This window comes from Butyricicoccus faecihominis, from assembly GCF_024462775.1.
In the GTDB taxonomy this organism is placed as follows: domain Bacteria; phylum Bacillota; class Clostridia; order Oscillospirales; family Butyricicoccaceae; genus Agathobaculum; species Agathobaculum faecihominis_A.
Genome location: NZ_JANGCE010000025.1, coordinates 1 through 25,056 on the forward strand (window position 1 = coordinate 1; position 25,056 = coordinate 25,056).

Annotated in this window: 25 protein-coding genes and 1 riboswitch; of the genes, 10 read left to right on the plus strand and 15 right to left on the minus strand. The window is 58.3% G+C overall.

Features of this window, described 5'->3' with window-relative positions:
* Positions 1-95 precede the first annotated feature (95 nt).
* The gene (locus tag NE562_RS12475) at positions 96-1,031 is read right to left on the minus strand and encodes a putative PEP-binding protein (protein WP_280962757.1); all 936 of its coding nucleotides are present in this window, start codon (positions 1,029-1,031) and stop codon (positions 96-98) included.
* Positions 1,032-1,213: 182 nt separating this feature from the next.
* Between NE562_RS12475 and NE562_RS12480 the strand changes: the two genes are divergently transcribed.
* The 3 genes from NE562_RS12480 (at position 1,214) to NE562_RS12490 (ending at position 2,001) form a co-directional block, all read left to right on the plus strand.
* A complete protein-coding gene (locus NE562_RS12480) occupies positions 1,214-1,396 on the plus strand; it encodes a hypothetical protein (RefSeq protein ID WP_280962758.1) in 183 nt (60 codons plus the stop codon).
* Between the two features lie 144 nt (positions 1,397-1,540).
* Positions 1,541-1,714, plus strand: a complete 174-nt coding sequence (locus NE562_RS12485) for a DUF6809 family protein (protein WP_280962759.1) — start codon at positions 1,541-1,543, stop codon at positions 1,712-1,714.
* On the plus strand, positions 1,711-2,001 hold the full coding sequence (locus NE562_RS12490) for a DUF6809 family protein (protein WP_280962760.1): 291 nt from the start codon (positions 1,711-1,713) through the stop codon (positions 1,999-2,001). The genes NE562_RS12485 and NE562_RS12490 overlap by 4 nt, the downstream gene beginning before the upstream one ends.
* Positions 2,002-2,096: 95 nt before the next feature.
* Here the strand turns inward: NE562_RS12490 and NE562_RS12495 are convergent, their stop codons facing one another.
* Both NE562_RS12495 and NE562_RS12500 read right to left on the minus strand, forming a co-directional pair.
* Positions 2,097-2,507: a peptide deformylase gene (locus tag NE562_RS12495; protein WP_280962761.1), complete on the minus strand. Its 411-nt coding sequence runs from the start codon at positions 2,505-2,507 to the stop codon at positions 2,097-2,099.
* Between the two features lie 30 nt (positions 2,508-2,537).
* Positions 2,538-3,179 (minus strand): hypothetical protein, encoded by a 642-nt coding sequence (locus tag NE562_RS12500; protein WP_280962762.1) that lies wholly within the window; start codon positions 3,177-3,179, stop codon positions 2,538-2,540.
* 144 nt (positions 3,180-3,323) lie between these two features.
* Between NE562_RS12500 and NE562_RS12505 the strand changes: the two genes are divergently transcribed.
* Positions 3,324-4,211, plus strand: coding sequence for a VIT1/CCC1 transporter family protein (locus NE562_RS12505; protein ID WP_280962763.1), 888 nt, complete (start codon positions 3,324-3,326; stop codon positions 4,209-4,211).
* A 554-nt stretch (positions 4,212-4,765) separates the two neighbouring features.
* Here the strand turns inward: NE562_RS12505 and NE562_RS12510 are convergent.
* On the minus strand, positions 4,766-5,473 hold the full coding sequence (locus NE562_RS12510) for an ATP-binding protein (protein WP_280962764.1): 708 nt from the start codon (positions 5,471-5,473) through the stop codon (positions 4,766-4,768).
* A 98-nt stretch (positions 5,474-5,571) separates the two neighbouring features.
* Between NE562_RS12510 and NE562_RS12515 the strand changes: the two genes are divergently transcribed.
* Positions 5,572-6,237, plus strand: a complete 666-nt coding sequence (locus tag NE562_RS12515) for a Crp/Fnr family transcriptional regulator (RefSeq protein WP_280962765.1) — start codon at positions 5,572-5,574, stop codon at positions 6,235-6,237.
* Positions 6,238-6,257: 20 nt separating this feature from the next.
* Here NE562_RS12515 and NE562_RS12520 read toward each other — a convergent pair whose 3' ends face one another.
* Positions 6,258-7,181, minus strand: a complete 924-nt coding sequence (locus tag NE562_RS12520) for a CorA family divalent cation transporter (RefSeq protein WP_280962766.1) — start codon at positions 7,179-7,181, stop codon at positions 6,258-6,260.
* Positions 7,171-9,117, minus strand: coding sequence for a putative bifunctional diguanylate cyclase/phosphodiesterase (locus tag NE562_RS12525; RefSeq protein ID WP_280962767.1), 1,947 nt, complete (start codon positions 9,115-9,117; stop codon positions 7,171-7,173). The genes NE562_RS12520 and NE562_RS12525 overlap by 11 nt, the downstream gene beginning before the upstream one ends.
* A 426-nt stretch (positions 9,118-9,543) precedes the next feature.
* On the opposite strand from NE562_RS12525, the gene NE562_RS12530 reads away from it, so the two are divergent.
* Positions 9,544-10,539 (plus strand): SPL family radical SAM protein, encoded by a 996-nt coding sequence (locus NE562_RS12530; RefSeq protein WP_280962768.1) that lies wholly within the window; start codon positions 9,544-9,546, stop codon positions 10,537-10,539.
* A gap of 514 nt (positions 10,540-11,053) precedes the next feature.
* Here the strand turns inward: NE562_RS12530 and NE562_RS12535 are convergent.
* The 6 genes from NE562_RS12535 to rlmD all read right to left on the minus strand — a co-directional run bounded on the left by NE562_RS12535 (position 11,054) and on the right by rlmD (position 18,098).
* Complete coding sequence (locus tag NE562_RS12535) at positions 11,054-13,636, minus strand: ABC transporter permease (RefSeq protein WP_280962769.1); 2,583 nt, start codon at positions 13,634-13,636, stop codon at positions 11,054-11,056.
* The gene (locus tag NE562_RS12540; protein ID WP_280962770.1) at positions 13,633-14,316 is read right to left on the minus strand and encodes an ABC transporter ATP-binding protein; all 684 of its coding nucleotides are present in this window, start codon (positions 14,314-14,316) and stop codon (positions 13,633-13,635) included. The genes NE562_RS12535 and NE562_RS12540 overlap by 4 nt, the downstream gene beginning before the upstream one ends.
* 83 nt (positions 14,317-14,399) lie before the next feature.
* Positions 14,400-15,389 carry a sensor histidine kinase gene (locus tag NE562_RS12545; protein ID WP_280962771.1) on the minus strand — a complete coding sequence of 330 codons (990 nt, stop codon included), beginning with the start codon at positions 15,387-15,389 and terminating at the stop codon, positions 14,400-14,402.
* Positions 15,376-16,062, minus strand: coding sequence for a response regulator transcription factor (locus NE562_RS12550; protein ID WP_280962772.1), 687 nt, complete (start codon positions 16,060-16,062; stop codon positions 15,376-15,378). Before NE562_RS12550 ends, NE562_RS12545 begins: the two co-directional genes overlap by 14 nt.
* A 199-nt stretch (positions 16,063-16,261) precedes the next feature.
* Positions 16,262-16,672, minus strand: a complete 411-nt coding sequence (locus NE562_RS12555; protein WP_280962773.1) for a VOC family protein — start codon at positions 16,670-16,672, stop codon at positions 16,262-16,264.
* Between the two features lie 58 nt (positions 16,673-16,730).
* Entirely contained in the window at positions 16,731-18,098 is a 1,368-nt protein-coding gene (gene rlmD, locus NE562_RS12560) for a 23S rRNA (uracil(1939)-C(5))-methyltransferase RlmD (protein ID WP_280962774.1), read from the minus strand.
* 97 nt (positions 18,099-18,195) lie between these two features.
* On the opposite strand from rlmD, the gene NE562_RS12565 reads away from it, so the two are divergent.
* The 3 genes from NE562_RS12565 to NE562_RS12575 all read left to right on the plus strand — a co-directional run bounded on the left by NE562_RS12565 (position 18,196) and on the right by NE562_RS12575 (position 20,179).
* Positions 18,196-18,411 (plus strand): hypothetical protein, encoded by a 216-nt coding sequence (locus NE562_RS12565; RefSeq protein ID WP_280962775.1) that lies wholly within the window; start codon positions 18,196-18,198, stop codon positions 18,409-18,411.
* 135 nt (positions 18,412-18,546) lie between these two features.
* Positions 18,547-18,999, plus strand: a complete 453-nt coding sequence (locus NE562_RS12570) for a DUF6323 family protein (RefSeq protein WP_280962776.1) — start codon at positions 18,547-18,549, stop codon at positions 18,997-18,999.
* Entirely contained in the window at positions 18,992-20,179 is a 1,188-nt protein-coding gene (locus tag NE562_RS12575; protein ID WP_280962777.1) for a DUF6179 domain-containing protein, read from the plus strand. Before NE562_RS12570 ends, NE562_RS12575 begins: the two co-directional genes overlap by 8 nt.
* Before the next feature lie 49 nt (positions 20,180-20,228).
* Here the strand turns inward: NE562_RS12575 and thiT are convergent, their stop codons facing one another.
* From thiT to NE562_RS12590, 3 genes are all read right to left on the minus strand, one after another.
* Complete coding sequence (gene thiT, locus NE562_RS12580; RefSeq protein WP_280962778.1) at positions 20,229-20,801, minus strand: energy-coupled thiamine transporter ThiT; 573 nt, start codon at positions 20,799-20,801, stop codon at positions 20,229-20,231.
* Between the two features lie 107 nt (positions 20,802-20,908).
* A riboswitch (TPP riboswitch) is annotated at positions 20,909-21,002 on the minus strand.
* A gap of 44 nt (positions 21,003-21,046) precedes the next feature.
* Complete coding sequence (locus NE562_RS12585) at positions 21,047-22,165, minus strand: DUF975 family protein (RefSeq protein ID WP_280962779.1); 1,119 nt, start codon at positions 22,163-22,165, stop codon at positions 21,047-21,049.
* A 33-nt stretch (positions 22,166-22,198) separates the two neighbouring features.
* Complete coding sequence (locus NE562_RS12590; protein ID WP_280962780.1) at positions 22,199-23,956, minus strand: VanW family protein; 1,758 nt, start codon at positions 23,954-23,956, stop codon at positions 22,199-22,201.
* 254 nt (positions 23,957-24,210) lie between these two features.
* On the opposite strand from NE562_RS12590, the gene NE562_RS12595 reads away from it, so the two are divergent.
* The gene (locus tag NE562_RS12595) at positions 24,211-24,909 is read left to right on the plus strand and encodes a DinB family protein (RefSeq protein WP_280962781.1); all 699 of its coding nucleotides are present in this window, start codon (positions 24,211-24,213) and stop codon (positions 24,907-24,909) included.
* The last annotated feature ends 147 nt before the right edge of the window (positions 24,910-25,056 follow it).

Consider the following 25,056-nt stretch of genomic DNA (forward strand, 5'->3'; position numbering starts at 1 on the left):
TCGCTTCGCTCCATTTTCCTTTCTATGCGCGCTGCGGCGAGAGACCTTTGTCTACTTTGTCATGTGTGAAAACAAAACTTGCGTGGGCACGACGTTCAGCCGGTCAGTTCCACCGCGCGGTCGGTGAACAGCATATCGACTTTGTTTTCCCGGCAGAACGCAAGGCCGACCGGTTCGTGCGCGGGCTTGCCCTTCAGGCCGATGCCCGCCGTGGGCTTGATCGCCCGCGCGCCCCGGATGGCGAGCAGCAGCAGCGTGCCCAGCCCCGTCTGGTCGAACGAGCAAAACGGGCTGTGCTCGAACAGGCCTTCCCGCATGTAATGGTCGATCGCGTCCTCCGCGTCCCGCGCCGCGATGCCGTACATGGTCTGCGTGAGCGATTCGGTGTCGAACACCAGAAAATCCATCGTCGCCACGTACTCCTTGGTGACGCACGCCGCGCGCGGCGTTGTGATCTCTAGCCCAAGCGGGCAGGTGATGACCGATTCCGCCGCGATCCCATCGGTCAGCGCGCAGAGCAGCCGCACCTCCTCCCAGTTGCCGCTATAGGGCAGCAGCAGGGATATTTTTTGCAGGCCGCCCTGCTCCGCGCCCTTGATGATCGAGCGGATCTGCAATTCAAACAGCCGCACGTACTGCGGCGCAAAACGGTATTGCTCGCAGCCGGACAGCCGGTGGCGCGCGGTCAGGCGCTCCGCTTCCTCCCGCAGCGCCTGTTCCTCACAGTGAAACAGCTCCGCGACGCAGCGAAACTCCGCTTCGTTTTGCGGGAGCAGGCAATCGAACAGCATATCCGGCAAGCGAACGACCGTGTCCCGCTCCCCGCAGGCTGCGAACTGCTCCGCCCACAGCATTGTCTGCGCCTGCTCGAACCGCTTTTCCAGCGCTTCGTCCGCTTCCGGCGTCAGCAGCAGCTTTTGCAGGCTGGCGCGCGATACCACGCCGTCCTTGAGCCGGTCGTCGCTGCACAGGTATATCCGTTCCCCTGCCGCCTGCTCCCCGGCGGAATGGGCGTATACATATTGCTTCATCTTGCTCCTTCCTTTCCTTTGCGTTTATTTATTATATATATTAATTTAATTATAAAATAAATTAGTCGTAAAAGCAAGCCCTGCGTGAAAATAAATAAAAAGACTTGGATAAAGACAACGCTTGACATTTTGGGCCCCAAGTTGTAAGATTAACTTGTACCCCAAAATGGAGGTGAAGTTTATTGGCACGAAAAAAACCAGGCCCTCACCCGGAAAAGCCATTAGACACCCAAATCAAAACAAGAGCCGACAAAGATACAATGGAAAAAATTGAGTTTTGCATGAAAAAACTCAGTATAACACGCTCGGAAGTTTTGCGGCGCGGTGTCCAGACTTTGTATGAGAGCCTACAAGAACAAAAATAAAAGGAAGCGGCGCACACCTACCACAGCAACACGCCACTTCCCCAGCCGACTGTTGCCCGAAAGCAAAAGCGACGTAAATATTATATCATGCGTCGGCTTCCCTTTCAAGCAATATCGGAACAACCAAGAAAGGACAAAATTTGAATGGGAAAAATTTTAGACGCGTTTGCGGATGATGCACTGTGTGTCAACCCCGCGATATACCGTGGAAATCCCGAATACAGGAAAGCTATCGATACCATGGATCAAACCGCTGAAGCACTTGACGCGAAGCTGAACGACGAGGAATTTATTCTTAGCAAGGGGGCGAACGAATGAGCAAGTCCTCTATGTATGACCTGTATTTCGGCAACCTTGTACCGTGGGAACGCGGACGCACACAAGACCCCGCCTATACCCCACTTACGCGAAAAATCAGCGACATAAAAAAGCATTTTGAAAAACTGTTATCTCCCGAAGAGTATAACAAGTTTGAAGAAATGGGAAACCTGCAAGCGCAATGCAGCATAATCGAAGAGGTAGACCTTTTTGAATACAGCTTTTGTATGGGTGTGCTGATGATGATTGACATATTTGGCTTTAAAGAAAAGCGATTGACAGAATGAGAAAATGAATAGACCGCAAAAAGAGGACTGCCGCGCGGCAGTCCCCTTTTTTTGTCCGTTCCACCCCTAAAAAAATTCCTCTTGACAAAAGGCCCTTAAATAATCACGCCGTTGCAGTGGTCGATCTCGTGCTGGACGATTTGCGCCGTCCAATCGCGGAAGGTGCGCTCCCGCTCGCGGAAAACGCGGTTTTGATAGCGCACGGTTATCTTTTTATAGCGTGTGGTTTTGCGCGTGCCGGTCAGGGACAGGCACCCTTCCTCTGCTTCGTAGGGCCCGCTGCGCTCGATGATCACGGGGTTGAACATCAATAGATAGCTGCCCTCGTCGTCCACGGCAATGATGCGCTTTGCCTCGCCGATCATATTCGCGGCCATGCCCACGCAGTGCGACGCATTGGCTTTCAGCGTGTCCAGCAGATCGCGCGCGATCGGCATGTCCGCTTCGACCGCGGGTTCCGAGGGCTGCTTTAAAAACGCTTCGTCCTTCATGATCGGTCTTACCATGGATCTACTCCTTTGCATTGATCAAAATTTTTATAAAAACGGGCGGTAGAACAGAAAATAACCGATCAGCGCCACGACAGCTACGGTGACCAGATAGGGCCCCTTGCGCGCCGCCCGGCGGTAAAAGCAAACGCCGAACGCCAGCGCCCCGGCCAGATCGAACAAGAACTGAAACAGCAGCATATGGTGGCTGTACAGGTATGCGCCCGTGCCGAGCGTTTCCGCCGCCAGCCCCGCGACGGGCAGCGCGTACAACAGGCTGCCCGCAAATCCGCCCCGGTTCCAGAAATACAGCACAAAGCCGATCGCCGCGCAAACCAGCGAAAACACCGTATACAGCGCAAACAGGCTCCACTGGAAGGATACCTGCGAAAAACGCGGCAAAAACAAGCCGAGCACGTATTGCAGGCCGTAAAAAGCAAGCGTCATACCAAACAGGTACAGGAACACGTTCAGCGCCGCATTACCGTTTGACGAGCTGAAGCAGATGACGAGCGTGACCGTGACCATCCAGAATCCGAACAGCGTGGCAATGGAGGCAAAGCTCCACAGACTCCCCTCGTACGGAAAAAAGTCCGAAAGTCTGGTTACCACGCCCGCGAGCAGGCCGAGGAGGAACACAAAAGAAAACGAACGCGCGGTATTTTGCAGCTTATGTGGGGTGGAATGCATGTTTTCGCTCCTTAATCCTTAACATGGGCGCCGCTATGGTAAAAAGCGGCCTACCGTGGTAAAATACAGAAAAGGGGTATTTTCGCGGCCGCCAGCCCTTCCGGCGCGCCGCCGCTACCGCTATTATAGCACAGGGGGTACGATATGAACAGACCGAAACTTGATCCCGCGATGCGGCAAGCCGTGCGCAAGGCGCAGGTTGACGAAGAAACCGGCGCGCTGCTTTACGGCTACTTGGCCACCCGCCAGAAGGACGAGCAAAACCGCAAGCTTTTCGAGCAGATGGCGGCGGATGAAAAAAAGCACGCGACGGTTTGGAAGGGCCTATCCGGCGAAGAGCTGAAGCCCAGCCGGTGGCGCCTGATGATACTGAAGCTGCTTTCCATCCTTTTGGGCTTTACCTTTGTCGTAAAGCGGATGCAAAAGGACGAGCGGCTCGGTCAGGCCCGCTATGAGCAGATGAAGCAAACGCTGCCGCAGGCGGCCCGTATGCTGGAGGACGAACGCGCGCACGAAAAAGAGCTTTACGGTATGCTCGACGAGGAACGGCTGCACTACGTCGGTTCGATGGTGCTGGGCCTGAACGACGCGCTGGTGGAACTGACCGGCGCGATCGCGGGCGTGACCTTTGCGCTGGCCAACACCCGATTGGTCGCCATGACCGGCATCATCACCGGCATTTCGGCCACGCTTTCCATGGCGGCGTCCAACTATCTGGCCGAACGGGCGGACGGCAACAGCACCGCTTTCAAATCCAGTCTGTACACGGGCGCGGCCTATCTCATTACGGTGGCGCTGCTCGTGCTGCCCTATCTGCTGTTCCCCACAGGCATGTATGTGGCCGCTTTCGCCGTGATGATCGCGACCGTGCTGCTCATCATCCTATTTTTCAACTATTATCTTTCCGTGACCAAGGAAGAGCCTTTTCTCCGGCACTTCCTTGAAATGGCGCTGATCTCGCTTTCCGTCGCGGTGATCTCCTTCGTGATCGGCATCGTGGCGAAAAACGTGCTCGGCATCGACGCGCTTTGACGGTCGCGCGCTGCAACATGCAAAAGGGCCGGGTATTAACCCAATGTCATTTTAGTTAAGAATGAGCAAGTACTCACTGGGTAGCAAACGCCCTTTGGGCTTCCCCCGACGAGGGGAAGCTGGGCCGCGCGAAGCGCGGGTCTGATGGGGGGCGTAACAAATGGCGCACTTTAAGGCAGCCACGCACATCAATGCTGCCAATTCATGCGCCCCCCATTCGTCACGCGCCTACGGCGCGCGCCACCTTCCCCTCGTGGGGGGAAGGCCAGAAAACGGTCTTTGCCCCCGCGCATTGCTTAAGTTTACGCATATGCCCTCGTGGGGGGAAGGCCAGATCGACGCGCTTTGACGGTCGCGCTCTGCAACATGCCAAAGGGCGCGTTGCAAAATAAAAGAATGTTCCAAATTCTTGTCATTCTGAGGAGCGAAGCGACGTAGAATCTCGCACGAACGCGCGGCTTTCACGTTCATTCCGCGCGTTCGCGCGAGATTCTTCACTTCGTTCAGAATGACATACGGAGATTCTTTTATTTTGCAACGCGCCCTTTTTGACTTTAATCCAGTACGCGTCCATCCACCGACAGGGTGACGACCTGCCACGGTATGAATTTGCCGCTGTTTTGCAGTGCCGTGACCGCCGCGTGCTCGATGCCGCCGCAGCACGGCACCTCCATGCGCACGACCGTCAGGCTTTTGATATTATTTTCGCGCAGGATGACCGTCAGCTTTTCGCTGTAATCGCCCTCGTCCAGCTTGGGGCAGCCGATCAGCGCGACCTTGCCGCGCATAAAATCCTGATGAAAGTTGCCATAGGCATAGGCGGCGCAATCGGCGGCGATCAGCAGGTTCGCGCCGTCAAAATACGGCGCGTTCACCGGGGCCAGCTTGATCTGTACCGGCCACTGGCGCAATGCGGACGCCGCCGTTGCGGGCGCGGCCCCGGCGGGCGCTTCCCCGCCGCCCAGCGCGCGGGACTGACTGCCCGGGCAGCCGCAGGGCAGCGGCGGCTGTCCCCCCAATTCCTTCTGCGCCTTGTTCGCCTGTACCGCCGCTTCGTCATAGGCGGCGGCCTCGCGCCGGACAAAGGTGATCGCCCCGGTTGGACAGGTGGGCAGGCAGTCGCCCAAACCGTCGCAGTAATCATCCCGCAGCAGGCGGGCTTTGCCGTTCACCATGCCGATCGCGCCCTCATGGCAGGCCTTGGCGCACAGGCCGCAGCCGTTGCACTTCTCTTCCTCTATCTGAATAATCTTACGAAGCATTTTCATTTCCTCCTTTATGGGCCATGCTTGACTTTGTAAACCCAGTATACTAAAATCAAACCAGCAAAGCTGTTGTTATAACAACAAAGGAGCAAAAAATGAATGTTTCTTTTTTAGCGAAAACGCCGCTGTTTTTCGGTGCTACCGAAGAGGAGGTACGCGCCATGCTGGACTGTTTGGGCGCGGTATGCAAAAAGCACCCGAAAGGCAGCGTGATCTGCCGCGCGGGCGAACCGGCGCGGAGCATGGGGCTGGTGCTATCGGGCGGGGTGCGCATTGAAAACGACGATGTATGGGGCAACAAAAGCATTTTAGATCACGCGGGGCCGGGGCAGGTGTTCGCGGAATCCTACGCCTGCGTGCCCGGCGAACCGCTGATGGTGAGCGTGATCGCGGCGGAGGACTGCGAGATATTATTTCTGGATGTCAGCCGCCTGCTTCAGACCTGCCCGAACGCCTGCGCGCACCACGCGCGGCTAATCCGCAACCTGCTGCGCATCGCGGCGCAGAAGAACCTGATCCTGTCGCGGCGTATATTTCACACCTCTTCCAAAACCATACGCGGGCGGCTGCTCTCCTACCTATCCGAGCAGGCGCTGCGAGCGGGCAAAAACGAATTTGAAATTCCCTTCAACCGCCAGCAGCTTGCCGATTATCTAAGCGTGGACCGCAGCGCGCTCTCGGGCGAGCTTGGAAAAATGCAGCGCGACGGTTTGCTGACGGTGCACAAAAACCACTTTTGCCTGACCGGCCACCATATTTGAATTTTTGCGGAAAACCTTGCTTAGAAAAAATGCTTTTTCTTGCAGATATGGACGCACCACACGACGATGACCGCGCTGAGCAGGATCACGGCCGGATAGCCGTACTGCCAGCGCAATTCGGGCATATTGGTAAAATTCATGCCGTACCAGCCCACGATCAGCGTGAGCGGGAGAAAAATCGTGGTGACGATGGTTAAAATCTTCATGATTTTATTTTGGTGGATATCGAGCTGGGACTGGTAAACCTCGCCCACCTGCGTGCAGTATTCCCGCAGCAGCATCGTTTCGCTGTGCAACCGGCCGACGTGCCCGACAAGGCGGTCGAACGACTGCTGCTCGTACGCCGTGAAAAATCCGAGATCGTCCCGCTGCAAGATGTTGCCGATATCCAAAAGCTGCAAATAATAGTGCGCGAACTTCACCACGCGCCTGCGGCAAGCCATGACGCGGTGGCTGAAATTTTCCGGCGCGCCCTCGTACACCTCGTCCTCCATGTGGGCGAGCTGGCTTTCCACGCCGGTCAAAAACAACAGGTCGTCCGAAATGAGCAGATCGATAAAATCCGAAAGGAAAAAGCCCAGACCGCACTTTTCGCGCACGATGGTTTGCCCCATCGTTTGCAGCTGCTTTTTCACAAAACCGCTGTCGTCGATAAAAATCACGCTGTCCCGGAATACGATATAGCTGAAATGCGTGCCGCTGCCGCCCTTTTTCGCCGGAATCGCAAAGGCGCCGTACAGAAAATCCGCGTGCACCTCGATCTTGGAAAAGTGCGTGTCCTGCCGCCGCTTGACAAAGGGGAACACCTCTTTGACAAGCCTTGGTTCGGCGTTCGCCTCTTCCCCGCTCAGTACCTCGACGAGCGCGCAAGCGCTGTCCGCGGCGTTATGCGCCGCCGCCCCCTCCGCCACAAGGCGGGAGCCGAGCCGATACTTAATCGCCATGCGTATCCCCCTGATGCTTCAGCATAAAATCCTCCATTTCATCGGCCGGCATGGGCTTTGCGTAGTAAAAGCCCTGAATCTGATCCACGCCGAAATCGACGACGAGCTGCCGCTGCGCATCGGTCTCCACGCCCTCCGCCACCACCTTCATGCCCAGCTCCGTGAACGTGCGGGACAGGTTTTTGATCGCCAGCGCGGATTTTTCACTTTCCATGGACACCCAGACCAGACTTTTATCGAGCTTGACCGTGCCGAACGGAATGTTGATGACGGACGCGATGTTGGAATACCCCGTGCCGAAGTCGTCCAGACCCATTTTGATGCCGTACTGCATCATCTCCATCGCAAACGCGGTGACGACCTGCGTGCTTTCGGCCAGCGTGCTTTCGGTGAACTCGATCACGATCGCGCCCGGCGGCGTGTTGTTCCTGCGGATGATCTCCAGCACCCGCCCGGCCAGATCGGGCTGGTTAAACTGCACGCCGGAAAAATTGACGTGGATGGACCCCACATCGATCCCCTTTGCCAGAAGGCGGTTGATATATTGGCACACCTTATCCAGCACCACGTAGGTGATCTCGGCGATCAGGCCGGTCTCCTCCGCGATGGGGATGAATTCAAACGGCATGAGCGGCCCGATGGGCGAATGCGGGATGCGCATGAGCGATTCCGCATAGCGGAAGGTACCGGTCTTAACCGAATAGATGGGCTGGTAATACATTTCAAAGCTCTGCCGCGCGAGCTGCTCGCGCAGCACCTGTATGATCCTGCGCCTGCGTTCCAGCTTTTCCAGCATTTTTTGATCGCAGTAGCAGACCTGTCCGAATTTTCCCGTTTTCGCTTCGTATACGGCGTATTCGATCGCGCTGACGGTCTTTTCCAGCGTATCGCCCCGGTTGTAGGCGATAACGCCCATGACGGCGGAAAGGACAAAGCGGTAATCCGCCGCATGCCACGGCTGCGTCATGCGGGACTGAACGCTCCGCACGCACCGCTTGATCTGCTCGACGTTCTCATTGGTAAAAAGCAAGGCGAATTCATCCCCGCTGAAACGGTACACATTGTCGCGCGGCCCGGCCTGCACTAAAAAACGGCACACCTCTTTCAGGAACTCGTCCCCCGTGATTTGGCCGCAGGTGTTGTTGATGATGCGAAAATCGCGCAGCGATACCACGACCAGCACAAAGCGTTTGTTCGGCGCGCGCTTAATCATATAGCCCAGCATGTTCAAAAGCTCCTGCCGGTTGGGCACGCCCGTCAGATAATCGACCGATATCTGCTTGTTTTGCAGGTGCAGGTAAATAATCAGCAGCGCGCAGGTCGCCGCCGAACCGGACAGGATCACATCCGGATAAAGCTGCTGCACCAGAATGACCAGCACCGCCAGCACGGGAAACGCCGCGAGGATGCGGTAGATCTTCCGGTCGATGCGGCGGTGATTGTACACGGTGACCACGATGCTTGCCAAACAGTAGGCGTAAAAGATCAAATAGGTGACGAACACCAACCGGCCCCGTTCATAGCCCCGCGCCGCGTCGATGGTAAACAGGCTGTGCGTGAACGGGTTTACCAGCACCATGAGCGCGTAAGCCGCGCCGGGCAGCAGCCAAACGCCGACGACGCGCCGCAGCTGCCCGTCCTGCGCGTCCGGGTAGATGACCGACACCGTGTAAAGGAAATAGGCCAGCCCCATCAGCGGCGTCAAAACATAATAGACCGTGGTGACCAGCCCGGTCAGCCAAAGCGGAATTTCGTCATACCGGTAGATCATCAGCGTGGACAGGATATTCGTCAGAATCGCGCTAAAGGTAACCAGCAGGCACCCCTGAAACATCCTGTTTTTCAGTGTGGGAAGATGGCTTCCCTTTCGGGCGTAAACCCAGATGATGCCGAGCATCACCATGGAGATCGCTTCCGCCGCAATATTCCATCTCATGACATGCACCCGCCAATCCCCCCCTACCCGCGCCCGCGTTTGCGGTTTTCAAAAATAACCCTGCCGCGTCCGGCCATTCGCCCACGCGGCAGGAGTATTTGCCCACAGGCAGTTTTTCACGTATTTCAGCGCCGCTTCAAGCGGCCAGCGCCTTTATGCCGTGTTTTAATCTACTTTCTTTTCATTTTACCACGATTTCAAATTTTTTCAACCTGCTTTGCGAAACCGCCGCCAAAGAAAAATCAGGATAAAAAGGACGCGTTACAAAATAGAAAAAACCCGCTTGTCATTCTTCGTCGCTTTGCTCCTCAGCATGGCAAGTATTTGAAGGGCTTTTTATTTTGCAACGCGTCCTTTTCAGTCATTATGAACCCGCCCCATCCGGCACATACTGTGATTATCATACGTGGAATGAGGAACGAAAGCATGAATTTTGACGCCGTTTACTTTGAACCCGACAGCCTGACCTACGAGCTGGGCCGGCAACTGAAAGCGCAATTTGCTAATCTGCCGTGGATACCGGTGGAAAGTCATAATTCCATTTTGGAAATGCAGCAAAAGGCCAACGCCGAATTTGGCAAAATGAAGCGAAATTTGATTATCGGCATTCGTAAGACCCATAAATATGTGGAAAACCACAAGGTTTCCGACTATTTGGTTCCCTACACCTCATCGGGCTGCACCGCGATGTGTTTATATTGCTATTTGGTTTGCAATTATAACAAATGCGCCTACCTGCGCCTGTTTGTCAACCGCGAGCAGATGCTGGACCGCCTGATCAAAAAGGGACGCGCCAGCGAAACGCCCCTTACCTTTGAGATCGGCAGCAACAGCGATCTGGTGCTGGAAAACACCATAACGGGCAACCTGCTGTACACCATCCCCCGCTTTGCCGAGGAGGGCGCGGGCAAGCTTACGTTTCCCAGCAAATTTCACATGGTGGACAGCCTGCTGGACCTGCCCCACAGGGGCAAGGTCATTTTCCGCATGAGCGTCAATCCGCAGCCGCTGATCAGCCGCATCGAGCTTGGCACCTCGGATCTGCAAAAGCGGATCGAAGCCGTGGGCCGCATGTGCGAGGCGGGCTACCCCTGCGGGCTGCTGATCGCGCCGGTCATGCTGGTGGAGGGCTGGAAGGCCCTGTACACCGAGCTTTTGGAGCAGCTTCGCGCGGGCCTCACGGAAAAGGTGCGAAAGCAAATGTTTTTGGAGATTATTTTGATGACCTACTCCTATATCCACCGCGCCATCAACGGCGACGCGTTCCCGGGCGCGCCCGACCTGTACGACAGCAGCCTCATGACCGGCCGGGGCCGGGGCAAGTACTGCTATATCCCCACGGCCCGCGCCGAGGCCGAAGCCTATTTGCGCCAAGAGATCAAACGGGTGCTGGGCGACGTGCATATCCTGTACGTCAGCTAGCAATGTCATTAAGATAAGAATGAGCAAGTATTAAGTGGGTAGCAAACGCCCTTTGGGCTTCCCCCGACGAGGCATATGCGTAAACTTTAGTAACGCGCACACAGAGCGCCCTACAGAACCAGTTGATCTTATCTCGTTTAAATGACATTCGTCCAAAGCGCGCGATCTGGCCTTCCCCCCACGAGGGCATATGCGTAAACTTAAGCTGCGCGCGCGATCTAGCCTTCCCCCCACGAGGGGAAGGTGGCGCGCGCCGCAGGCGCGTGACGAATGGGGGGCGTAACAAATAGCGCATTGAAAGGTTACTGCGCACATCAATGCCAATGGTTCTTGCGCCCCCCATCAGTCACGGCTTCGCCGTGCCAGCTTCCCCTCGTCGGGGGAAGCCCAAATGCATACGCTGCTTCAGTTTACGCATATGCCCTCATTTGGGGGAAGGCCAAAGGGCGGCGCTATGTTGTATAGGAGTCAGTTATTCTTAACTGACTGACATTGCGTCAGCTAGGCGCGTTTTTCAGGTCATATCGTCCCGCAAAGCGTCAATGATATTTTCTTTTTTGAGCTTGCCGACGGCATACACCATGGTGATCCATATGATGAGCAGCACGCTGCACACGCTGATCCCGATACTGGCCCAAGGCAGCACAAATTCGATATGGTCCGCCCCGCCGATGAACATGCCCTTGTAAATCAGCCAAGAACAGAGGGCCGCGACCGGCAGACCGATCAGCAGCGCCCGCGCGCCGTAAAAAGCGCACTCCACGCGCATCATGCGGTTAAACGACCGGTCCGACATCCCCACGGAGCGGAGCATGGCAAGCTCCCGGCGGCGCAGCTTCAGGTTGGTGGAGATGGTGTTGAACACATTGGCCGCCGCGATCAGCGAGATCATCACGATGAACGTATAGGCGAAAACGTTCGCAATAAAGATATAGTTGCGGCTTTCGCTCAGCGCCTGCTGCATGTTCATCAGGTTATACGCGGCGGTAACGCCCGCGTCCTCCACAATCGCCTTCATGGCCGCGGTGGACGCGGCGGGCGTTTGCGACCGGAAGGTCATGCCCTTGGCCCTGATTTCCGAAAAGCCGCCCACGGGGGCCAGTCGGTCTTGCAGCGACCACGGCGCCAGCACCTGAAAGATATAGGGCTGTTTTTCATAGGTACCCACCGTCATCGGGGGAATATCCGGCACCACGGCCTCTACCAAAGTCATGCGGACCGGCTGGGCCTGCTCCGTTTCACCGCTCGCCTTGGGGGTAATGGCGGCGTCCAGCTCGGAGCCTTGAAACAGGTCGGCAAACTCCGTCACCTCGTGCAGGCGGTTGTTCTCTAGGTCCATTTTGGCGACTGCGAGAAGCTTCGCGTTCGGCCCGGTATATTCGTCCGTAGGCAGGCCGAGCTCCCGTACCATGGCGAGATAGGAGCCGTCGTCCAGAAACTGCACCATCATTTGCAGCTTTACCTCTTCATCCGGCGCGTAGCCCCCTACGGTTTGCCAGTAAGCGTCCGTCAGCCGGTCCGCCGGGACCGTGCAGGTATAATCCACACAGACCTGATAGCCGCTCTCTTGCACGCCGTCGACGTTTTTGAGCCGGTCGTAAAGCGCCAGCATGGGGCCGTCTTCCATGTCGATTGTGCCAAAGCCGATGTCGTAGGTGGTGAACACGATCGCCTGCTCCGATGCCTGCTTCAAATCCATCACGAACGAGCTGGTCGTGACAAACAGCACGACGCTCAAAACAAGGGACAGCACGATGCTGCGGTAGCGCTTCTTGTTCCGCTTAAAATTTTTCAGCGCAAGGCTGCCTTCCAGACCGTATAGGCGCTGGGCCAGCCCTGATATTTTGACATCCCCGGCCTGCACCTTGACCTCGTTTGTCTGGCGGATGCAGTCCATTACCGGCATGCGCGCGACCCTTTTCGCCGGCAGATAGGCCGAGATCAGGATCGTCGCCAGACTGACGGCCGCCGCGAGGAGAATAGCGGGCAAGGACACGGTTAGGGTAAGCGATACGCCGGCGTAGAGGATATCCTTAAAGTTTTTGGATACCGCCGCGATCACAACGCCCATACCCGCGATACCCGCCGCTACGCCGATCGGGATGCCGACCGCGCCGATGCAAAGCCCCTCGAACAGCACCGAGCCGCGCAGCTGTCCGGCCGTGGCCCCCACGGAGGACAGGATGCCGATTTGCTGCGTGCGCTCGTTCAAGGAGATGCTGAAAGCGTTGTAGATTAAAAAAATAGAGCCCAGCATGATAATCGCGATCACGATACCGCCGACCGCGTACAACAGCGTGTTGAACAGCGTGTCATCGGAAAGCCCCATGAACCGCAAAAGCTCCTCGTTCAGCACCACGGTGCGCCCGCCGGCGGCGCTCGCCACATAGGCGTGAACCTGACGCGGCTTTTGCAGGGTGACGTACAGGCTGAGGCTGTCCGCTTCGTCTTCCGCGGCGGCCGTTGTGATCAGGGTGTAGCCGGGCGCGGAACGCTCCTCAAACGTTGGCCTTTCGCAAATGCCGACGACCGTATAGGTTTTCTCCGCCGTGGGGCGCAGTTGTTCGGCTCCCGCGCGGTACGGATCGTGCTGGCTGAGCGCCGCGTCCCCCGCCGTTCGCTTTCCGACCGCGAGGGTGAGCGTATCGCCCACCGCGATCTTTACGCCGCCGTTTGCGGCAACATGCGAAGGGACGAGGATTTCCCCGCCGTTCTCCGGCAGCCTGCCGGAAACAAGGCGTATGGGCAGGGCGCTCCACGCTTCGCCGCTGAATCCGGCGACGAACAGATAGGGCTTTTCCGGATTTTGTCCGCCCTCCAGCGCCGCGTAGCCGATATTTTCAAACGCGGCGGCGCTCGCCTCCGCATCGTCCCGTGCCCGCTCCTGCGCGAAGGCGGGGTCGACGTCCAAAAACGCCGCGTGCCAGCCGCCGTATTTCTGGGCCGCGCCGTTCACCATATAGTGCAGCAGAGAAACGCCAAAGGTCGTGACCGCTGTGAGCATGGCGGCGGACAGGATCACGCCGATCACCGTCACGATCGTGCGGGTGCGGCTTTTTCTCATGCTTTGCAGGGCGACCTTATGAAAAATGTTCATGACCGCGCCCTCACGTCCCGCACCACCGCGCCGTCCGCGATGGTGATGATGCGGTCCGCCTGCAAGGCGATGCTTTCGTCATGCGTGACGAGCAGCAGCGTCTGCCCGTATAGGCGATTGCTTTCCTTCAGCAGCTTGATGATCTCGTGCCCGTTGCGGCTGTCCAAGCTGCCGGTGGGTTCGTCGGCCAGCATGACCTGCGGCGCGTTCATCAAAGCGCGCCCGATGGCGACGCGCTGCTGCTGCCCGCCCGAAAGCTGGTTGGGCAGGTGCGTTCTGCGCTCCTGCAACCCGAGCAGATCGAGCAGGTCGTTCAGCCGCTCCCGGTTCACCTTCCGCTTGTCCATTAAAATGGGCAGGGTGATGTTTTCCACCACGTTCAGGGTCGGGATCAGGTTGTGAAACTGATAGATCAGGCCGACCTGCCGCCTGCGGAAAATGGCTAGGTTGTCATTGTTCCCCGCATAGACGTCCTGCCCGTCCAAATATACCTTTCCGCTGGTCGGCATGTCCACGCCGCCGATGATGTGCAGCAAGGTGGATTTGCCCGAACCGGAGGAGCCGATGATGGCGGTAAACTCGCCCTTTTCAATGGTCAGCGATACATGGTCCAGCGCGGTGACCTGATTTTCGCCCTTGCCGTAGACCTTGCATAGATCTTCCACTCTTAAAAAATCCATTATGTGAGTCTCCTTTTTTCATGGTTTACCCATATCATAGCGCTTTCGGCTCACATTCCGGTGACTTTTTCGTGAGAGATTCGTCACTTGGGGAAACGAAGGGCAAATACCGCGCCGCCCTGCGGATGGTTTTTGGCCGTGACCGTCCCGCCCTGCCGCGTGACGATCATTTTGCACAGGGCCAGACCGATGCCGTACCCTTTCGTTTCCGCGTTTTTGCCGCGGTAAAACCGTTCAAACAAATGGGGCAGCTCTTGTTCCGCAAAGCCCGCGCCGCTGTCGCGGATCGTAAACTCGGTAAACAGCGGGTTGTCCTCGCAGCGGATTTCGATTGCTCCGCCGTCGCCCGCGCTTTCCATGCAGTTTTTCAGAATATTCCGAACAGCCTCCGACAGCCAGCCCGGGTCGCCCCAAATCCGCACCCCCTTGGGCACGTCCGTTTGCAGCGCGATATCGTGCAGCTCCATCGGGATCAGAAGCGGCCGAAGCGCGGCGCGGATCAGCTCGTCCGCCTCGATTTGCCCGCTCTGGAAAACCACGATGCCCGCGTCCAAACGGGCCAGCTTCAGCAGCGAGGTAAGCAGCCAATCCATCTGGACAAACAGTTGCTCCGCTTCGCGCAGCAGGGCCTTTCGTTCGTTCTCATCCGGGGCGTTTTCCAGCAGCGAAAGAAGCAGGTTCGCGGACGTGAGCGGCGTGCGAAGCTGGTGCGCGATATCGGCCAGCGAATCGGCAAGGTGCTCCTTTTCTTTTTTCAGCGCGTCGTTTTGCTCCCGAATGCGCGAGGTCATCTTGGTGATCTCGCTGTTTAAGATGGAAAGCTCGCCCTCGTCCGATTCCGCGATATACAGGCGGTCCGCGTGATGGAGCACCAGATCGATCTGACCCGCGATCTGCGCCAAGCTTTTGTACCGCGCTTTGGTGAATATGAAAAACGCCGCGCCAAAGGCAGCGGCGGTGCAGACGGCGAGGACCCCCGCCGCTGTATTGATCGCAAAGCCCAGCGCCACGGCGGCTGCGGCGATCAGGGCGAAGCAAACGGCAAACCGCCGAAACTCTCTATTCCGAAGCATGGCCGCCTCCCAATCGGTACCCCGTCCCGCGCACGGTTAGAATGATACGCGGGTTAGCGGGGTCGCTTTCTATTTTCTCCCGCAAGCGTTTGATATACACGGTCAAGGTGTTGTCATTGACAAACTCGCCCGCCGCGTCCCACAATTCGTCCAGCAGCCGTCCCCGCGTGAGGATGCTTTTGGGGTTATTGAGAAACACCAGCAATAAGCGGTACTCCAAGGCGGAAAGAAAGACCTCGCCGCCGTCTTTTTTCACCACGCCGCTCGCGGTATCGACAAACAGGCCGCCTATCTCGGCGGCGGTCGGCGCGCGTTTGCTTTTCCGCAGGGCGGCGGCGATGCGCGCCATCAATTCACGCGGCCGAAAGGGCTTTGTGATATAGTCGTCCGCGCCGATGTTCAAACCGGTGACAACGCTCGCCTCATCGCCCGAAGCCGTTAAAAAGATCACGGGGATATCCTGCTTTTCTTTAATTTCCGTACAAACCGAAAAGCCGTTTCCGTCAGGCAGCGAAATATCGACCAGCGCCAGATCGAACCGATCCCCGCCGAGCAAGCCGAGCGCCTCCGCCCGCGTGGACGCATGCGCGACCGTGAACCCCTCCGCGCGGAGCAAAAGCACCAAATTTTTGGCGATCGCCTTGTCATCTTCAACCAAAAAAATCTGCGACACGATTTGTCCCCTCCTGTCCGCATGAGCGAAGTCTCTATTCTAGGCTTTCCGGTTGGGCATCGCCATAGGCTCACATTGTGTTGAATAGGTGCGCCAGATTTCCGCAAGGCGTGGTTGGGCCCTTGCGGAAAACGCTCCTCTAGCCAAGAAACCGGAATTTTGTTAGGTGCGTCTTTTAACAATAAGGCGCAGTTGCAAACTACGTTTCGCTTGTGCTACCGATTTCAAGCAGGTTCCCCTCGGGGTCGGCAACATAAAAATTGCGAATGCCAAAAGGATAGGTGATGGGTTCTCCGGTGGGAAACCGAACGCCAAACATCGATAGCCGCTCATATTCCGCATCAACATCAGCAAAGCTAGGCAGCCACAAGGCAATTTCAAACGTCTGATTAATTCCCTTTGGCGGAACATAACTTTCTCCAATTGCCTTTACAAATTGTTCTCTGCTGTACATGAACAAGGACAGCGCACCGCTTGCTGTTTCAAACTCAGCGAAATTCCCGCCATCCCATTGTGTTGAAAAACCCAATATATCTCTGTAAAATCGAACCATACAATCCATATCACCGACTAATAGGCTTGCACCTATCCTTACATCACGTCCGTTCAATATCATCATCTCCTTCGTTTTTGGTCGCCTTATCCGCCTAAGACGCAACAATTCCGATTTATCGCTCTGTCCTCGTCATCAAAGCCACACTCTCCACATGGCTCGTCCTCGGAAACAGGTCGTAGGCTTGGGCTTTTTCTAGGGTGTAGCCGGCGTTTGTGAGTTCCTTGACGTCGCGGGCGAGGGTGGCGGGGTCGCAGGAGACGTAGACGACGCGGGGCGGGAGCATGCGCAGGATGGCGTCGCGCGTGGCTTCGTCCAGCCCTTTCCGGGGCGGGTCGACGACGAGCACATCGGGCGTTTCGCCGCGCCCCGCGAACATGGCGGCGGCCTGTCCCGCGTCCGCGCAAATAAATTCCACGTTGGTAACGCCGTTTCGCGCGGCGTTCTGCCGGGCGTTTTCTACCGCTTCGGGCACGATTTCGACCGCGACGACGCGCAAAGCCCGCTCGGCCAGCGACAGCGTAATGGTGCCCGCGCCGCAGTACAGCTCCACCGCGGTCTCGCTGCCGGTCAGGCCGGCGAAATCCAAGGCGCATTCATACAGTTTTTCCGCCTGCGCGTGGTTGACCTGATAAAACGCCGCCGGCGAAAGCAGGAACGAGTGCCCGCACAGCCGGTCCTCCAGCAGCGGCTCGCCCCAGAGCACGTCGGTGCGGTCGCCGAGGATCACGTTATCGTCCCGCTGGTTATGGTTGAGCAGCACGCCCGTGAGGGACGGCAGCGCGGCCCGCAGCGAATCGACCAGCGCGTCGAGCGCGGGCAGCTTGCGCGTGGCGGAAATGAGCGTTAGCTGGCATTCGCCGCTCGCCTCTCCCACGCGGACATAGATGTGGCGCACCGTGCCCCGTTTTTTTCCGTAATCATAGGGCGGCACCTGATTTTGATTCATCCAATCGCGCACCACGGCGGCGGCGCGGTCGGCTGTTTCGGACTGGATAAGGCATTTTTCCACGGGCACGATATCGTGGCTGCGCGGGCGGTAAAAGCCGGTCACGACCCGGCCCGCCGCGTTCAGGCCGACCGGGTATTGCGCCTTATTCCGGTAGTGCGCGGTTTCCGGCGCGCCCACAATGCCGGTGAGCTTCGCGCCGTCCTGCCCGCCGATGCGGACAAGCGCGTCCCGCACCTTTTTCTCCTTGGCGCGCTTTTCCTCTTCGTAGGTGATGTGCTGGTAGCAGCAGCCGCCGCACTGCGCGGCCACCGGGCACAGGGGCGCGATGCGGTGCTTGGACGGCACAACGATCTCTTCGATGCGGCCGAACGCCACGCTCTTCCCCACCTTGGTGATGCGGATATCGCACTGGTCGCCAACGGCGGCGCGGGGCACAAACACGGCCACTCCGTCCACCTTGGCCACACCGGCGCCATCCGCCGTATAATCCATGATCTGCGCGCGATAAATTTTATTTTTCACAAGCTCCATCTGTTTCGGGCTCCTTTTGGCTTCCTATCTTTAGTTTCCTATCTTTGTATTATATCATGTGCACTGCGCATACTGCAATCGAAAGGAGGCTTGCAGCATGGATAAAAAAGAGGTTTCCGGCGATATTCCCTTTTCGTTTTTAGAGGAAATGGGCCATAACACACGCGCCATGGACCGGTTTTTTGAGCTGACGCGGGAGCAGCGCGAAAACCTGATAGATCACGCCGCGATCGGCGACCCGCCGGACGAGCGCATCTCAGAAACGCTCAAGTCGCTGTCGAACGGCGGCGAGGGCTATTGCGAAAAATACTAAAAAAATCCCTTTGACCGCGCCTAACCGGCGGTCAAAGGGATTTTTTCTGTTATCACTATACCACAAAACCGGCGAAATTTCAAGTCTTGTACTGCTTCCGGCGCCGCTGTAAACTGTCTGAAGGAGGCGATGAAAATGGAACCATCCTTTGCTATGACCCTGCTTTCAGCCGGGAAGCAGCAAATGTGCACGCAGCTGCGCGCGGCGAACGAGGTGACCGCGGCCTACGGTCTCACCCTTTCCGAAGCGGAAATCGCGGAGCTGGCCGAGCGCCGCTTTGAGGCGCTGCGCAGCACCGGGCGCGTGGAATTGGGCGGGGGCGTGCTGCCGCAGATCGCCAAGACGTTTTGCGATTCGCCGTATCTGAACCGCCACGATTTCGCGGACACGCTGTTTCAGTTGCAGGACTGCTTCTATTACTTCAAAAACGAATCCGCCGACCGTATTCCGGACGACGATCTGATCGACCTGATGAAAAAATATTTCGACGGGGTGTGCGAGGGCTCGCTCGAATATCTGGCAGGCACCTCGCTGGAAGAGCTGTGCCGCGCCATGCGCACGGGAGAATGGGAGGACGCGGATGAATGAACGGCCGCTTCCCGCTTCCCTGCCGCCGGAGCCGGAACAGGCGACGCAGGCCGAGCTGTTTGCGCTGCTTGCCCGGCAGACCGTGCTCTATACCGCGGGAGACAGCAGCTCGGTCCCCGTCGAGGTCGCGGAAGAACTGCTGCGTTCCATTTTCTTTACCCTTTCCCTAGGCGGAAACGCGGGCGGCGCGGCCGTGCGGCTGGCCGCCGGGCAGCACGCGCTCGCGCTTCTGATGGAGGACTGCGACCGGCTGCTCCGCGGTCTCGCGGCAGCGCCGCCGCCCCGCACCAATCAGGCGTACCGCGACACGCTCGCCAGCATGACCGGCTATCGCAAGCGGTACGATCGTCTGTTTTTCGCGCATGTGGTGCCCGCGGACATCGACTATCCCCTCGCGTGGGCGGTGGAGGAACAAATACAGGGGATTTGCTACCTCAAGGAATACCTGCGCCGCATGGCGCTGGAAAACCGTTTGCTGCGCTTATTCGGCGCGGCGGAGACCGAGGCCCTGCTCGCCGGCTGCGGCCCCGACCCGGACGCCATGTCGCTGAACCTATACGAACCGGTCGCGGCGGCCGCGCTGGCTTTGACCCTGCTGCACGAGGACCCCGCGCCGCTTCATGTGACGGACGAGGGGCGCGCGGCATTGCTGCGCCGCTTTACCGCCTATGACGGCGGCGCGCTGAACCATGCCCTTGCAGCGGCGGCGGATACGCTGGTCGACCGCTGCGCGCTGAACGAACCCGACGACCGCGCCTATCTGCGGCGCGCCGCTTTGGCGCTCGCGCCGCGCATAAACGCCGCGCTTTCCGCCGGGCGGCTGGACGGCGTGTTCCCCTCCCCCCTTTGTGACGCGCCAAAGCTTTCGCCGGTCTGGGTGGACGGCGCCCCCATGCCGGACGAAGCGCTGCGCGGCCTGATCGCGGCGCTTGGCGAATGCCGCTTTTTGAGCGACAAGGCGGCGCTTGTCACCCGTTCCGTGCACGCGCTGCGCGATCTGACCGAGGTGCTGGACCTTTGCTTTTGGGGCGAGGAATGCGACGCGCTGTTCGACTGGTACGGCCCGCACGCCTGTCTGGCGCTGCTGCAAGCGGTACAGCAAAAACCGGACGGCTGGGCATCCGAAACCGGCTGGGAGCGCCGCCTGCGCCGGTATTTGCTGCACCATTTACGGCGATAAGAAAGCGCGCTGCATTGCAAATGCAGCGCGCAAGACTGTCGCGAATCTGTTATGCTTCGCTTCCAAACAGGCGGGGCGCGACCTTATACAGGATGACCGCCGCCACCGTGGTGAGAATGGTTTCGGGCAGCATGTACGCGATGTTATAGGTGAACGAAAACGTTACCGCGCCCCAGCCGCTCAGCGCAAGGCTGTCCCAGATCAGAAAACCGGAGGCGAACGAGCAGCAGAACCGGATCAGACACACGACCGCCGTGCCCACGCCGATGCCGAGCATACGGTTTTTAAACGGCTTTGCAAACACGTTTGCCGTGCCCAGCAGTGTGAACGCAAGCACATAGTCCAGCATGATCATGCCGAAATAGGCCAGCACGGTGCCGGAAAGCGGCGTGGCCCAGCCGGTGAGCATCTGCATCAGCGCGCAGGCAAAACCGGTGAGCAGCCCCCATTTCGTGCCGTGCCGGAACGATACCAGCACGAACGGCAACATGCTCAGCAAGGTGACCGAGCCGCCGTTGGGCGCTTTGAAGAGCGTTACCAGCATCAGCACGGTGCCGAGCGCCACCATCAGCGCGCACTCGACGAGCACGTGGATATGGCTCATGCTTTTTGTTTCAGTCATTTCTATATTCCTCCCCATCGATAAACCGCAAGACGGAAAAAACGCCCCCGGCCGATGCGGCCGGGGGCGTTCAAAAAAGCTGACGCAGCGCAAAATCGAAACGCGCCTTGCTGTTTATTTGGACTCCCTCCGCCGGCATGACCCGGATCAGGTTCATAGGGTATTTCTCAGCCGCCGGTGGCGGCACCCCTGTCTTGTCGTGCCTTTAGTATAGCAGAGGAGGCAAGCGAAGTCAAGCGTCCAAATCACGCCTCGGGCGTGGGCGCGTCGCCGCCGTCCGCACCGCTCTGGTCCTCCGGCGCGGGCGCGGGTTCGGGCTCGGCCACAGGCTCCGGCGCGGGTTCGGGAGTCGGCAGCGGCGCGGGCTGCGGGGCCGCCGCCGGGGCGGCGTTCTCGATCGGCACGCCGAACACATCGACCGGGCCGCGCGGCATGGCGGGCGCGATCGCCTGATACAGGCCGTAGAACGAAGTCGTCGTGTAAGCGCCGATGAAGGTGCCCAGCACCAAGCAAATGCATAGCAGCGCAATCATGGCAAGCGCGAAGATCAGCGGGCTGCCGCCCAATGTGCCCAGCAGGGCGCACACAAAATACAGCGCGAAAAACAGCAGGTACCAGCCGATGAAGCTGAGATAGAAAACAAACAGCTGGAACAGATTGCCCTTGAACGCGCGGCTGCCCTCGCGCGTGGCGGCCCAAACGCCGCGCCGCTCATCCTCGTGCACCAGCGCATAGCCCGCCATATAGGTGCCGACCTTGACCGAAAGGATCAGGACGGCGATAATGAACAAAATAGAGGCCACGAGGACGACCGCGCCCGCGCCCGAACCGCCGGTGGTATCAAAGCCATAGCCCCGTCCGTACATCTGCGACTGGCGCATTGCCTCGGAAATAGTGGCGGCGACCAGAACGACCGTATAGATCACCGTGGGCGCCAGCATCCACAGCCAGCCGCGCAGCGCCAGACAGGCGCTCATTTTCACGCCGGTCCAGTAGGAGCGCAGCGAGGTAAAGGGCCGGAACAGAATCGAAACGCCGGGCTCCTCCCCGCGCGACAGGCCTATGTAAAACTTCTGCATGCCGTAGGTCAGCGGACCCGCGACAAAGAACATCAGCGCCATCAGCAGAAAATAGCTGCCGTATAGGTTGACCAGCGCGCCGCTCACCTGCGCGGGCGACGGCGCCGCCCCCATGAAGCTGAGCCGGAGCAGCGGCGCGAATACAATGAACATCCAAATGATCAGAATCAGGATCAGCGGCAGCGCGAACAGCACGTTGACGCCGATGCAGCGGCCGAGGTGCTCGGTCACCTGCTCCTTGCTCCTTGCCTTGACTTGCTTTCGTATCTCTGCGAAATTACCCATCTTGTTTTCCCCCTTCATTTTGCGGCGGCCCGATCAGGCCGCCGGTTGCGCGCCCTCGCCGCCGTCCCCTTCGCCGGCGCCCTCCGCGGGCGCTTGCCCGCCGGATTCCGCGCCCTCGCCCTCGCTCTTGGGCGCTTCGGGATCGGGCGTATCCGTTTTAGGCGTTTCGGTCTTGGGCGGCGTGGGCTGGATGGTGCCGACATAAACGATCTTATCCCGCTTCTGGTAGCTCGAATTGTTGGCCAGCACTTCGGTGGTTTTGCCGTTTTCGGTCACGACCTTGTAGGTGCGGGTGGAATAGCCGGTGATACCGCTCTGATCCAGCCGCGTCTGGCCCACCGTCATGGAATTATCCTTCTTTTCCACCGTGCTCGGCGCGTAGGTCGCGAGCACCTCGGTGCGGGTCTTGACCGATTTATCGCTCACCTTGGTGCCGACCAGCGTCATGATCATCTGGCCGTCCGTCTGCTGGGCCAATATCTTGATCGGATAATCGGTGCTGTTTTTAAAGCGGAAATCGAGATTGCCAAAGTCCACCGTCGCGTCCTCGCCCAGCGGCGTGTAGGCCACGGTAAAGCTGTGGTTGGTGCGCTCCGTAACCGCCAAATCGGCGCGGAGCACGGCCATATACAGGGTGGAGGACGGCTGGCACACGCCGCCGCCGAATTCATCCACGATCTGTCCGTTTACATAGGCGTGCGCGGGCTTGTAGCCGCGCGCCTCGGTGCGCTCGCCGACGACGCCGTTGTAGGAAAATTCATCGCCGGGGTTTAGAATCGTGCCGTTGATCGCCTTGGAGGCGAGGCGCACGTTGTTGGTGCGCTGGGTGTTGCCCTCGTCCAGATAGGTGGAGGTTTGCGCGAGCGTGTCGCGGAACAGCTTTTCCTTCAAATCCGCCGCCGTGACCTTGGCCGGGGTCTTTTTGATCGGAATTTGATAGCTTTCGGCCGAGCCGTCGCCCACGATCTTTTTTGCCTCTTCCATATCGAATTGCACGCCGGGCTTTTCGGGCACAATGGTCTTGCCGTCCTTCTTATCGACCGTGGCGCTCACGGCTTCGCCGATCACGGCCTCGCCGATCTTATCCAGATCGATCTGCGGGGTCTCGGTCAGCGTGGTGTCGACCGCGTAGGGTTCAAAATCCATCAGCCGGATCTTGCCCGCGAGCGCCTTCTCGACCACCGCGCTGTCGAACTTCACGCCGGGCTTGCCCGCATGGATGGTCATGGTGTCCTCGCCGATGTCCCAAGTGGGCTCGACCGGGTCGGTCAGCGCTTCGGCGCCGATATCGGCCAGCGTTTTTTGCAGGCCCTCTTCATCCACCGTGGCGGCAAGCTGCGCCTCGCCCTGACCGAAAACAGCCGAAACGACCTGCCACATGCGCGCAAACGGGTTGCCCGTGCGGCCGACCGCCATGGCGTTCTCCGCCGAGCCCTTCGCGTCAATGCCTTCGAGCACGTCGGTCACGGGGATATCATAGGTCTTTTCATAAATGGTAACGGATACCGCGGCGTTTTTATAAAGCGGCTCGCTTTTTTCCTCAATCTCTTCCAGCGCCTCGGTTCGGTTCATGCCGCCCACGGGGATCGACCCCACGGTAACGCCGGGGAACACATTCGGGTACAGATAGGTGAACCCGCACAGCAGCAAAACGAGCAGCGCAAACACACCGCCCGCTATCGCGGCGGCCAGCGGCGCGCGGCTTTTGCCCTTCGCGGACTTTGGCGCTTTATCCTGCTTCTGCACGATGTGCGCTCCCTTCTTTGGTTGCTTATCGTTGCTGCCAAACATCAGAGGTCTCCTTTTTTCGCTGTCTCTATATATGCGCAATTTCACAAAAACAATACACGTATCCCAAACGGCCATTTAACTGTTCGCCATTTTTCGACCGGATAGTCCGTGCTTATTATAGACGATTCGCCTCTTCGATGCAACAACAAAACGGTTAAAGCTTTGCCGACGGGGTGTAAAATCCAAAACTTAGTTCCGCATTGAAAAAAGCGCGCAAAGCAGTTATACTGACTATAAAAAAGGAGATACGCGAAATGTTTGATATAGAGAGCGACTACAAACCCCAAATTGACAAATTGCGCAGGCTGATCAAATCCTCCAAAGCCTTTGAAGAGGCGATGGAGCTGGCGCTCACCATTCACGCGATCACGCACACCGGCACGGTATCCGACAGCGACCGGCCCACGTTCTGCGACGATCTATTGGACGGTCTGCCCGACGAGGCGTACAGCGTGATGCCCACGAAAAAAGACGAGACCATCGCGTGGCATCTGTGGCACATCGCCAGAATCGAAGATCTGGTGGGCAACCTTTTGATCGCGGAGCAAGACCAAATTTTAAACGACGCATGGCTGAACCGGCTGGGCGTCGCCGTCAAGGACACCGGCAACGCCATGACGGACGCGCAGATCATCGATCTCAGCAAGCGGATCGATAAGCGGGCGCTGATCGCGTACCGCGACGCGGTGGGCCGCCAAACGCGCGCCCTTTTAAAAAGCTTGACCCCTGACGACCTGAAACGAAAGCCCGCGCCCGCCGCTTTGGATCGGCTTGACGGCGAGGGCGGCCTGCTGGCGTGCAAAAACTCGATATGGCTCAAGGCTTTCTGGGGCAAGCATACGGTGGCCGGGCTGATTCTGCTGCCCCTCACCCGCCACCACATGATGCACCTGCCGGACAGCCTAGCGATCAAGGAATTTGTCAAAACCGGCGCGCCCGCGTTCGCCGGGTAGCGCGCCGCCGCTTGCTTTCCGGAACCATAGCGCCGACAGTGCGGTATAACGAGAAAACCCGGCGTCCATTTGGCGAAAGCCAAGAAGGGCGCCGGGTTTTTATCGTTTGTTTTCGTCCTGATCGCCGGGCCGTTCGCTACCGCCCCG

Excerpts from the sequence above, each read along its gene's own strand:
- NE562_RS12475 (WP_280962757.1), bottom strand. The coding sequence starts at position 1,031 with ATGAAGCAATATGTATACGCCCATTCCGCCGGGGAGCAGGCGGCAGGG.
- NE562_RS12485 (WP_280962759.1), top strand. The coding sequence starts at position 1,541 with ATGGGAAAAATTTTAGACGCGTTTGCGGATGATGCACTGTGTGTCAAC.
- NE562_RS12490 (WP_280962760.1), top strand. The coding sequence starts at position 1,711 with ATGAGCAAGTCCTCTATGTATGACCTGTATTTCGGCAACCTTGTACCG.
- NE562_RS12495 (WP_280962761.1), bottom strand. The coding sequence starts at position 2,507 with ATGGTAAGACCGATCATGAAGGACGAAGCGTTTTTAAAGCAGCCCTCG.
- NE562_RS12500 (WP_280962762.1), bottom strand. The coding sequence starts at position 3,179 with ATGCATTCCACCCCACATAAGCTGCAAAATACCGCGCGTTCGTTTTCT.
- NE562_RS12505 (WP_280962763.1), top strand. The coding sequence starts at position 3,324 with ATGAACAGACCGAAACTTGATCCCGCGATGCGGCAAGCCGTGCGCAAG.
- NE562_RS12510 (WP_280962764.1), bottom strand. The coding sequence starts at position 5,473 with ATGCTTCGTAAGATTATTCAGATAGAGGAAGAGAAGTGCAACGGCTGC.
- NE562_RS12515 (WP_280962765.1), top strand. The coding sequence starts at position 5,572 with ATGAATGTTTCTTTTTTAGCGAAAACGCCGCTGTTTTTCGGTGCTACC.
- NE562_RS12520 (WP_280962766.1), bottom strand. The coding sequence starts at position 7,181 with ATGGCGATTAAGTATCGGCTCGGCTCCCGCCTTGTGGCGGAGGGGGCG.
- NE562_RS12525 (WP_280962767.1), bottom strand. The coding sequence starts at position 9,117 with ATGAGATGGAATATTGCGGCGGAAGCGATCTCCATGGTGATGCTCGGC.
- NE562_RS12530 (WP_280962768.1), top strand. The coding sequence starts at position 9,544 with ATGAATTTTGACGCCGTTTACTTTGAACCCGACAGCCTGACCTACGAG.
- NE562_RS12535 (WP_280962769.1), bottom strand. The coding sequence starts at position 13,636 with ATGAACATTTTTCATAAGGTCGCCCTGCAAAGCATGAGAAAAAGCCGC.
- NE562_RS12540 (WP_280962770.1), bottom strand. The coding sequence starts at position 14,316 with ATGGATTTTTTAAGAGTGGAAGATCTATGCAAGGTCTACGGCAAGGGC.
- NE562_RS12545 (WP_280962771.1), bottom strand. The coding sequence starts at position 15,389 with ATGCTTCGGAATAGAGAGTTTCGGCGGTTTGCCGTTTGCTTCGCCCTG.
- rlmD (WP_280962774.1), bottom strand. The coding sequence starts at position 18,098 with ATGGAGCTTGTGAAAAATAAAATTTATCGCGCGCAGATCATGGATTAT.
- NE562_RS12565 (WP_280962775.1), top strand. The coding sequence starts at position 18,196 with ATGGATAAAAAAGAGGTTTCCGGCGATATTCCCTTTTCGTTTTTAGAG.
- NE562_RS12570 (WP_280962776.1), top strand. The coding sequence starts at position 18,547 with ATGGAACCATCCTTTGCTATGACCCTGCTTTCAGCCGGGAAGCAGCAA.
- NE562_RS12575 (WP_280962777.1), top strand. The coding sequence starts at position 18,992 with ATGAATGAACGGCCGCTTCCCGCTTCCCTGCCGCCGGAGCCGGAACAG.
- thiT (WP_280962778.1), bottom strand. The coding sequence starts at position 20,801 with ATGACTGAAACAAAAAGCATGAGCCATATCCACGTGCTCGTCGAGTGC.
- NE562_RS12585 (WP_280962779.1), bottom strand. The coding sequence starts at position 22,165 with ATGGGTAATTTCGCAGAGATACGAAAGCAAGTCAAGGCAAGGAGCAAG.
- NE562_RS12590 (WP_280962780.1), bottom strand. The coding sequence starts at position 23,956 with ATGTTTGGCAGCAACGATAAGCAACCAAAGAAGGGAGCGCACATCGTG.
- NE562_RS12595 (WP_280962781.1), top strand. The coding sequence starts at position 24,211 with ATGTTTGATATAGAGAGCGACTACAAACCCCAAATTGACAAATTGCGC.